This window comes from Fructobacillus ficulneus (genome assembly GCF_001047075.2).
Classification (GTDB): Bacteria; Bacillota; Bacilli; order Lactobacillales; family Lactobacillaceae; genus Fructobacillus; species Fructobacillus ficulneus.
This window is the reverse complement of sequence record NZ_DF968005.1, coordinates 135658-137031: the sequence shown is the minus strand read 5'-3', so window position 1 is coordinate 137031 and position 1374 is coordinate 135658. Positions and strand designations below refer to the sequence as shown.

Annotated in this window: 1 protein-coding gene; it reads right to left on the bottom strand. The window is 51.7% G+C overall.

Features of this window, described 5'->3' with window-relative positions:
• The coding region (locus AOQ29_RS05380; RefSeq protein ID WP_083989323.1) for a helix-hairpin-helix domain-containing protein at positions 1-1281 on the bottom strand (1281 nt) is incomplete at its 3' end.
• Positions 1282-1374 lie beyond the last annotated feature (93 nt).

The following is a 1374-nucleotide window of genomic DNA, read 5'->3' as shown; positions in this document are numbered from 1 at the left end:
ATCCCCATCGGTAATCCCGAGCAGCCGGTGAATCGTTGTCGCTTCATAACCAGTAATTTCGGTCATCCGCTTAGCAGCCCGACCCGTTGGTGAGGCTAAGCGGACCAGGTTCTCCTTGACCCAGTCATGGTCATGGTGGTCATACCGGGCCTGACGGCGAACCAGGGCTTCCCAGGTTGCTACCAAAGTCTTGGTAATCGTGGTCTTTCCCGTTCCGGGTCCTCCCGTCAAAACAAAGACTTGGTTAGTCAAAGCGGATTCAACCGCTTGGCGTTGGGTCTCATCGAGGGCCAGGTTTTCTGGCACGACGAAGTTGGTTTCAACTAAATCAGAACTCGTATCGACTCTTGACCGACCCGTCATCAACTTCTGCAGGCTTTCACCGACTTGGGTTTCGGCCTCGGCTAAAATTTTCGGACTGTATGATTGGTGGTCAAAGACAACCCGATCAATCCCGACTAGGGCACCGAGGGCTTGGTCGATTGCTTCTTCCAAGCCAGACCAGTTACTCTTCAGTGTTTGCCAGGCTGCCCGTTGGGCCTGGTCGATGGTCAAATAAGTGTGACCAGCCGAGAAACAGGCATTCAAAAGGCCAGCATAAACCCCGGCCTGGATTCGCTCGGGGTCATCATCGTTAAAACCGGCCTGCTTGGCGATTTCGTCGACCTTCTTAAAGGGCAAACCATCAAACTCGTAGACTAAACGATAGGGACTCTTCTGCAAGATGTCCTGGGCTTCATCACCATAATGGTCGTATAGCTGTCCGGCTAAGTCCGCCGACAAACCGAGCTGGTGACCATAGACAAAGAGCTTTTCCAAGCCTAGGTTTTCCTGGAGCTTCTCGGCCAGGTTCTCAGCCACCTTAGGCTTCACTAACCCATCCAAAACACTGGGGTCAGCTAAAATCAAATCAATCGCCTTGGTTCCCAAGGCCGAAACAATCTTTTCCGCCGTCTTCTTTCCAATCCCAGCAAAGTCGCCCGAAGCAAAGAAAGAAATCAGTCCCTGATCATCGGCCGGCATTTGATTTTCATACCTGGCCACCTGGAACTGTTGACCGTACTTGGGGTGGGTCACCAATTGGCCGTAAAAGGCATAGGTCGACCCGGGCTTAACCGAGGCAAAGGTCCCGGTCACGATGATTTCCTCGGCGTCCCAGTCTTCCAGGTCCGTGTCGGCGACGGTCACCGATAAAATTTTAAAATATGAATCTTGGGCCGAAAAAATGACGTTTTGCAGTGTCCCCGAGATTTGATTGTCTTCACTGATTGTCCGTGCCATAATTTTCCTACTCTATGTACCTGCCGGCGAACCAGCAGTTTAATTGTCAAACTTAAATCGTGGTACTGGCATCCTGCCCCTTGTTCAGGTAGC